Annotated in this window: 7 protein-coding genes; 1 reads left to right on the plus strand and 6 read right to left on the minus strand. The window is 70.0% G+C overall.

What is annotated here, in order from left to right; all coding sequences use genetic code 11:
* Positions 1–20: 20 nt before the first annotated feature.
* Positions 21–638 (plus strand): GNAT family N-acetyltransferase, encoded by a 618-nt coding sequence (locus GXP76_RS17990; RefSeq protein WP_242572554.1) that lies wholly within the window; start codon positions 21–23, stop codon positions 636–638.
* A 115-nt stretch (positions 639–753) separates the two neighbouring features.
* Here GXP76_RS17990 and trxA read toward each other — a convergent pair whose 3' ends face one another.
* The 6 genes from trxA to murJ all read right to left on the minus strand — a co-directional run.
* Positions 754–1083, minus strand: a complete 330-nt coding sequence (trxA, locus tag GXP76_RS17995; protein WP_242572555.1) for a thioredoxin — start codon at positions 1081–1083, stop codon at positions 754–756.
* A gap of 43 nt (positions 1084–1126) precedes the next feature.
* Positions 1127–2101 carry a thioredoxin-disulfide reductase gene (trxB, locus tag GXP76_RS18000; RefSeq protein WP_242572556.1) on the minus strand — a complete coding sequence of 325 codons (975 nt, stop codon included), beginning with the start codon at positions 2099–2101 and terminating at the stop codon, positions 1127–1129.
* Between the two features lie 125 nt (positions 2102–2226).
* The gene (locus GXP76_RS18005; protein ID WP_242572557.1) at positions 2227–3252 is read right to left on the minus strand and encodes an anti-sigma factor; all 1026 of its coding nucleotides are present in this window, start codon (positions 3250–3252) and stop codon (positions 2227–2229) included.
* Positions 3249–4016 carry an RNA polymerase sigma factor SigM gene (gene sigM / locus GXP76_RS18010; RefSeq protein WP_277993509.1) on the minus strand — a complete coding sequence of 256 codons (768 nt, stop codon included), beginning with the start codon at positions 4014–4016 and terminating at the stop codon, positions 3249–3251. Before sigM ends, GXP76_RS18005 begins: the two co-directional genes overlap by 4 nt.
* Positions 4017–4045: 29 nt before the next feature.
* The gene (locus tag GXP76_RS18015) at positions 4046–5827 is read right to left on the minus strand and encodes a protein kinase family protein (protein WP_242572559.1); all 1782 of its coding nucleotides are present in this window, start codon (positions 5825–5827) and stop codon (positions 4046–4048) included.
* A gap of 117 nt (positions 5828–5944) precedes the next feature.
* Positions 5945–8025: murein biosynthesis integral membrane protein MurJ (gene murJ / locus GXP76_RS18020; protein WP_242572560.1), on the minus strand; the 2081-nt coding region annotated here is incomplete at its 5' end.

An 8025-nucleotide genomic window follows, 5' to 3' on the forward strand; every position in this document is an offset into this window, starting at 1 on the left:
GGAAGTGAGGAACTGCCTCGATGGGGCGTCGGCTCGTACCGCTCACGCTGGACAACCTTCCCGACCTCCCCCAGCGATGCAGAGAGTGCGTCTTCTGGGAGCTTGATCCGGTCAGAGGAGAAGCGGCGGTAGAAGCCGGCAGGGCCCGGGAGGAGAAGGAGGCCTGGATCTCGGCCGTCCTGCTCGACTGGGGGTCGTGCGGCCGGGTGGTCTATGTGGACGACGTGCCCGTGGGCTTCGTTCTGTACGCGCCTCCGGCGTACGTGCCCCGCGCCACGGCGTTTCCGACGAGTCCGGTCTCCCCCGACGCCGTACAGCTGATGACGGGCTGGATCATGCCGGGATATCGGGGACAGGGACTCGGCCGGGTGATGGTGCAGACCGTCGCGAAAGATCTGCTGCGACGTGATTTCAAGGCGATCGAGGCGTTCGGGGACGCGCACTGGAAGGAATCGGCGTGTGTGCTGCCGGCGGACCACCTGCTGGCGGTGGGCTTCAAGACCGTACGGACGCATCCCACATACCCACGGCTCAGGCTTGATCTGCGGACGACGCTCTCCTGGAAGGAGGACGTCGAGCACGCGCTGGACAGGCTGCTGGGAGCGGTCCAGAAGGACCCGGCCCTCAGACCGTTGTGATCTCACGGATCAGACAGAGACGGGCCCGTCCCCCGAGGTAGGGGGACGGGCCCGTTTCACGTGAAACATCGCGATGCGGTGTGCACGCGAGGTGCTATTCGCTCATCGGCGCGTCTCAGCCGATGAAGCCCTCCAGGTCGCGCACGATCGCGGCCTTGGGCTTGGCGCCGACGATGGTCTTGGCGACCTCGCCGTTCTGGTAGACGTTCAGCGTCGGGATGGACATGACGCCGTACTTGGCCGCGGTGGCGGGGTTCTCGTCGATGTTGAGCTTGACGACCTCGATCTTGTCCCCGTGCTCGGCCGCGATGGCTTCGAGCGAGGGAGCGATCTGACGGCACGGTCCGCACCAGGCGGCCCAGAAGTCCACCAGTACGGGCTTGTCGCTCTTGAGGACGTCCTCCTCGAACGAGTCGTCGGTCACATGCTTCAGGTCGCCGGCCACGGCGGCCTCCTTAACTTCGTGGGGTGTGGATCGGTACGGGTGGTCAGACGGACGCGGTCTTCTCCGGCTCGGCGGCCTTCTCGCTGTCACCGAGCGCGGAGAGGAAGCGCTCGGCGTCGAGGGCCGCGGAACAACCGGTGCCCGCGGCGGTGATCGCCTGACGGTAGGTGTGGTCGACGACGTCGCCGGCGGCGAAGACACCCGTGAGGTTGGTGCGCGTCGAGGGCGCGTCGACCGTGAGGTAACCCTCGTCGTCGAGGTCGAGCTGGCCCTTGAAGAGCTCGGTGCGCGGGTCGTGGCCCACGGCGATGAACAGCCCGGTCACCGCGAGCTCGGACGTCTCACCGCTCTTGGTGTTCCGGAGGGTCAGACCGGAGAGCTTCTGCTCGCCGTGGATCTCCTCGACCGCGCTGTCCCAGGCGAACCGGATCTTCGGGTCGGCGAAGGCCCGGTCCTGCATGGCCTTGGAGGCCCGCAGGGTGTCCCGGCGGTGGACGATCGTGACCGACTTGGCGAACCGGGAGAGGAAGGTCGCCTCCTCCATCGCGGTGTCGCCGCCGCCGATCACGGCGATGTCCTGGTCCTTGAAGAAGAACCCGTCACACGTGGCACACCAGGAGACGCCGCGTCCGGAGAGCGCGTCCTCGCGGGGCAGTCCGAGCTTGCGGTGCTGCGATCCGGTCGTGACGATCACGGCCTTCGCCCGGTGGACGGTGCCCGCCGTGTCGGTGACCGTCTTGATCTCCCCCGTGAGGTCGACGGAGACGATGTCGTCCGGAACGAGCTCGGCGCCGAACCGCTCGGCCTGCGCCCGCATGTTGTCCATCAGGTCGGGACCCATGATGCCGTCGCGGAAGCCGGGGAAGTTCTCCACATCGGTGGTGTTCATCAGCGCGCCACCCGCCGTGACAGCGCCCTCGAACACGAGGGGGTGCAGCGACGCGCGTGCGGTGTACAGCGCGGCCGTGTAGCCGGCCGGCCCCGAGCCGATGATGATCACATTACGGACGTCGCTCACGGGTTTCTTCCTCGTCTCTGCCGACTGCCTGCTACTGCCAACGGGGGCGGTTCAGACTCTCACCCCACCCAACGGATCCTACGGGCCCCGCATTCCCGCGAGGTCCCGGCGACGCGGGGCAGTGTTCAGTGACGTGGATAGGTCTTCGTCAGCAGGAGTTCACCCTTGACGGGCGGGGTGACGTCGACGCAGGCGGCATCGACGACATAGGCCCGCACGAGGCTGCCGTCGACGGGATCCGAGAGCACGACGAGGAAGGCGTCGACGCCGTTGTAGATGCCCTTCTCGGCGGCGAGCGGCGGTTCCGTACGGCCTATTCCCTGCTGGACACAGGGCGGCAGCTGAGCCAGGGCCTTCGGTGAGGCCGTGGTGGTCCCTTCCCTGGTGGAGTTCTCGCCCCCGCTCCCGCCGTCCGCCATATGAGGCGCACCGGTGGCGGGGGTGGAGGTGAGGAGGGAGTGGACCTTGTCCTGGATCCCGGTACCGGAGAAGACGTCGCCGCTGCCGTCGGCCTGGCTCGCTCCCGAATCGGCCTTGTAGTCGACGCTGCTGGTGGACGACGACGTCTGGAACAGCAGGACGCTCACGCCGATCGCGGCCGTTCCGAAAACGGCGCCGAGGATCACGCCGCGACGGCGGCGCTGTCGCCGGGGGCGACCGGGGCCGGTGGCCGCCCGTGGGCGTCCGGCGGGGCGGTCCGCCCGGGGAGCGTCGGAGACGGTGGCTCCGGGCACTGAGGCGCCGGGCACGACGGCCGTGGCGGCGGACTCCGCCTCTCGCTCGGACTCCCGCTCGGACTCGGTTTCGTGCTCGTGCTCGTGCTCGGGTGCAGCGGTTTCGGCGGAGCTGTCTGCGGTGCGCGATGTTTCACGTGAAACATCGGCGGTCGCCGCGGTCGCGTTCAGCAGGGCCTCGGCGGCCAGGGCGGCGTCGACCCGCGCGGCCACGTCGGCCGGCATCCGTGGCGGGCCGGGCAGCGTACCCAGCAGTCCGCGGATCTCCTCCAGAGACTCGTGCACATCGGCGCAGAGCGCGCAGCCGTCCAGGTGCTCGCGCACCTCGGCGCTCCGCACGGGGGAGAGAAGGCCCTCCGTGAGGTCGGAGATCTCCGAGACGTCAGGGTGCTCGGTCGTGCCGGTCGTGGTTGTCACGCTCGCCCACCTCCTCCCTTCACGGCGGCAGGACCTTGTGGTCCCGCGTCTGGTCCGGTGTCTGGCCCTGTGTCCGGTCCTCTGTGCTGTGGTCCCGGCTCCGGTTGGACGGATGTGCCCGACGTCCGGTTCCTTTGTGGCCCGAGACGGGCTCTCGCGCCCGTACCGTCGGCGGTGCCCGCTCCGCCGGTGTACTCCCGCAGATGGGTGAGCATCGGCAGAAGTCTGGCCCTGCCGCGCGCGCAGCGGCTCTTTATGGTCCCGACGGGTACGCCGAGGACCTGGGCGGCCTCCGCCACGGGATACCCCTGCATGTCGACCAGGACCAGGGCGGCCCGCTGGTCGGCGGGCAGCTTGGCGAGGGCGACGAGGAGCTGGCGGTGGAGGTCCTGGCGCTCGGCGGGGGCCTCTGCGGACTCCTGCGGTTCGAGGAGCTGCTCCAGGCGCTCCGTGTCGTCCACGGGAGACGTCTTGCGGGAGGCGGCTTTCCTCGCCCGGTCGAGACAGGCGTTGACGGTGATGCGGTGCAGCCAGGTCGTGACGGCGGACTGACCGCGGAAGGTGTGAGCCGCGCGGAAGGCGGACACGAGGGCGTCCTGCACGGCGTCGGCGGCTTCCTCGCGGTCTCCCAGCGTGCGCAGCGCCACGGCCCAGAGGCGGTCGCGGTGGCGCCGTACGAGCTCACCGAAGGCGTCGGGATCCCCCGCGACGTGACGTGCCAGGAGATCCTGGTCGTTCACGCCGCCGAGTGTGGCGTCCTCCAACGGTGAGCCCCCTCCCCTGGTCAGCGGGATCAGCCTATGACCTTGATCTCCGAGATTCCGCCCCGGAACTGTCCGGCGGATCCGTCCGCGGCGAGTTCCGTGATGTGGATCAGTACGTACCGCGTTCTCACGGGCTTGTCCAGGGCCGCCTTGAGATTACTGCCGGTCTGCCCCAGTTCGGCGATGCGCTGGGGGAAGTCCGACAGGGCGGCGGGCGACGAGGCGTCCTCGCCGGCGGCGAGGACCTCGGCCTTCTGGCCGCCCCGGTACATGGCGACATCGACGCCGTACACATCCTGCACGCTGCCGAGATCGACGACTATCCCGCTGCCCTGCCGGCGGTTGGGGAGATTGCCGAAGTTCGCGTAGCCGGAGTACCTCGGGGTGATCCAGGCCGTGCCGGTGTCGCCGTCCGTGGCCAGGTGGACGTCCCCCGCCTTCACGCCGTCGCCGTCGGGTGCGAACACCCCGGTCCCGGTGATCTTCAGATTCTTCGGGGTCCGCGGCGCGGGCTTCTCCTGCTCGCCGTCCGCCGACTGGGACTGTGTCGTCTCGTCGGAGCTCTTGCGGTTGAGCATGTGGTCGGCGACCTGCCAGCTGGCGAGCCCCAGCGCGGCGATGAGAAGCGCGGACACCGTCCACTTGAGGGCCTTGCCGGTACGGCTCTGGAGAGGCGGTGGCGGGACGGGCACCGGCCGCGTGGCGGGCTGTCCGACGGGAGTCGCGGGGCGCGCGTACGAGCCCTGCTGATAGGTGGTGCGCTGGTACTCGGGCGGTGCGGCGAACGTGGGCTCGGGAGGGCGGACGCGCGGCATCCCGGCGACGGCCTTGGCCAGCTCGTCCGGGGTGGTGCAGGGCGGGTCCTGGCGCGAGGCGGTGGCGCCCTCGTTGACCAGCGCGCGCATGGCGAGTTCGGACAGACCGCGGTGGACCCCCGCGCGTACCTGGTCGGGCGCGATCAGACCGACACCCTTGGGCAGCCCCGCGAGGCCGTACGCGTCCGACTCGTACGGCCAGCGGTTGGTCAGCGCCGCGTACAGGAGCGCGCCGATCGCCTCGGTGTCGGTGCGCTGGGGGCGTTCCGCGCTGATACCGCGCAGGGCGGCGTTCACCGCGAGGCCGCGGATCCGGTACTGGCCGGTGGAGCTGCGCAGTACGGCTCCGGGGGTCAGCTTCAGATGGGCCAGCCCCTCGCGGTGCGCGGCGGCCATCGCCTGGGAGACCTGGCTGACGAGCTGGTAGGCGTCGTGCGCCTCCATGGGACCGGCGGCGAGGATCGCGGTGAGTTCCGTCGCGTCGGGCAGCCACTCGTGGACGACGTAGACGAGGTCGTCCTCCTCGACGGCGTCGAGGACCTGGACGAAGCGCGGGTCGCCGAGGAGGGCCGAGGAGCGGGCCGCGGCCAGCACGGAGCGGGCCCGGGGGTGGTCTGCGGGCAGCAGGTGCACGCCGACCGCGCGGCGCAGTTTCTCGTCGACCGCGCGCCAACTGCTGAATCCGTCCAGGCGGGTGACGCACTCTTCGAGCCGGTAGCGTCTGGCGAGCTTGTGGCCGCTGTGGAGTTCGGGTGCCGCCACGGACGGTGCGGGCTTCTTCCGCTCCGTGCCCTTCGGCTTCGCCGAATTCCCGGCCCCGGAGCCCGGCTTCGCGGACCCCGGCTCCTCGGCCTCCGTTGTGGAGTCCTCTGTGCTGTGGGCTTTCGCCACCCCGTCGGCCACCCCGCCGGTGGTGGCCTCGTCCGTCTGGGTGGCCGGCGGTTCGTCACCGCTGTTGTCGGCCACCTCGACGGCGGACGTGCTCCGTTCCGCCACCGTCGCTCCTGCCTCCCCATCCGTTGCGCACTGTCCAACAGCCACGCCAATTGTGCCCACAGTCGGACGCTATGCACGACACACGGCGGCCGACGATGGTTGTGCTCGGCCCCGGACCTAGCGTCCGAGACGGCCCCGGACCATGCCCACCAAGGCGTTCATCTCCTCGATACGCAGCTTCCGCGCGACGACGAAGAAGCAGGCCAACAGAACGATGCCGCCGACCGCCAATGCGGTGAACGAGCCCAGTACCTCACTGCCGAGCTTGTCGAGTACGAGGTAGCCGACCGAGCCGGCGGCGATCGTTCCGGGGACGGACGCCAGGCAGAGCCGGGCGTACGTGCGCATCACGTGCGAGCCGTCCAGATCCCCGCCCAGACGCTTCTTCAGCCTGCGCCAGGCGATGCCCACACCCACGGCGTAGGCGAGGCCGTACGACGCGGCCATGCCCACCACGGCCCAGCGCGAGGGCAGGACGAGGAAGCAGACGGCGGAGGCGGCGGCGTTCACGACGGCCACGATGACCGTGTTGTAGAAGGGGGTCCGGGTGTCCTCGTACGCGTAGAAGGCGCGGAGCACCACGTACTGCACGGAGAACGGGATCAGACCGAGGCCGAAGGCCATCAGCATGTAGCCCATGGAACGCGCCGACTCGATGCCGGACGACCCGAAGATCAGCGTGCACATCGGGATGCCGAGGGCGACGAAGCTGAAGGCGACGGGAACGATCGCGACGGCCGAGTTGCGCAGGCCCTGCGAGATGTCGTCGCGTACGGCTCCGGTGTCGCCGTCGTGCGCGGAGCGGGAGAGCCTGGGCAGCAGGGCGGCCATGACCGAGACGGTGATGATGGCCTGCGGCATGCCCCAGATCAGCTGGGCGTTGGAGTAGGCGATGTAACCCGCGCCCTGGGTGCCCGAGTCGACGCCCGCCGCCGTGGAGAGCTGTGAGACGACCAGCACACCGGCCTGGTTGGCGAGGACGAACAGCACGGTCCACTTGGCGAGCTTGGCGGCCTTGCCGAGGCCGTGGCCCCGCCAGTCGAAACGCAGCCGGATCCGGAAGCCGGTTTCGCGGAGGTAGGGGACCATCGCCAGGGCCTGGACGGTGAGGCCGAGCACCACGCCGACGCCGAGCAGACGCTCCGCCTCGGGCGGGATGGACGCGACCGTCATCCCGGAGTCCTCGGCGGTGCCGTACACCCAGATGAACATGACGAGGGTGGCGATGATGATGATGTTGTTGAGGACCGGGGTCCACATCATCGCGCCGAACCTGCCGCGGGCGTTGAGGATCTGCCCCATCACCACGTGCACGCCCATGAAGAAGATGGTGATGAGGCAGTAGCGCACGAAGACGACGGCGACGTCGTTGGCCGCCGGGTTGTCGGCGATGCTCACCGACATGAGGCGGACCAGCACCGGGGCGGCGAACACCGAGAGCGCGGTCAGCGTGCCGAGGATGACGACGACCAGGGTCAGCAGGCGGTTCGCGTACGCCTCGCCGCCGTCTTCGTCGTCCTTCATCGCACGGATGAGCTGCGGGACGAAGACGGAGTTGAGGCCACCGCCGATGGTCAGGATGTAGATCATCGTCGGCAGGGTGATGGCGAGCTGGAAGGTGTCGCCGAGGGTGGCGGCGCCGAGCGCGGCCACGATCAGTGCGGAGCGTACGAAGCCGGTGAGCCGGGAGACGAGCGTGCCCGCCGCCATCACCGCGCTGGACTTCAGCAGACCGGAGGCCCGCCCGCCGGACTTCTTCGCGGGCGTCGGCGCCGGAGCCGCCTCGGGTGCGGCGGCGGGCGGCCGGCCCGTTCCTTCCTGGTCGCGGAAGAGATGCGCGAATGCGTCGGGCTCCGGTTCGTCGGTGCGCGCTCGGGTGACGAGCTCGTCGACGCCGGTGAACTGCGTGGTCTTCGGGTCGTCGCCGTAGGGAACGCCGTGTGAAGGACCGTCGGGCTCGGGAGGCGGGGGCTGGGCCCAGACGCGTGGATCGGGCGCGTACTGCTGCGCGGGAGGCTGCTGGTAGAGCGGCATCGTCTCGGGGTATGCGCCGCTGGGCGGCGGATGCGCGGCGCGGTCGTACATCGCGCCGGACGCCGCGTCCTGCGACGAGGGGTCCTGCGGGCGGTAGGGGCCCCGGGCGTAGGCGTCCTGGGCGTAAGGATCCTGCGCGGGGGAGCCCTGGGGGTACTGGTCCT

Source organism: Streptomyces sp. NP-1717 (assembly GCF_022695985.1).
In the GTDB taxonomy this organism is placed as follows: domain Bacteria; phylum Actinomycetota; class Actinomycetes; order Streptomycetales; family Streptomycetaceae; genus Streptomyces.

Excerpts from the sequence above, each read along its gene's own strand:
- GXP76_RS17990 (WP_242572554.1), top strand. The coding sequence starts at position 21 with ATGGGGCGTCGGCTCGTACCGCTCACGCTGGACAACCTTCCCGACCTC.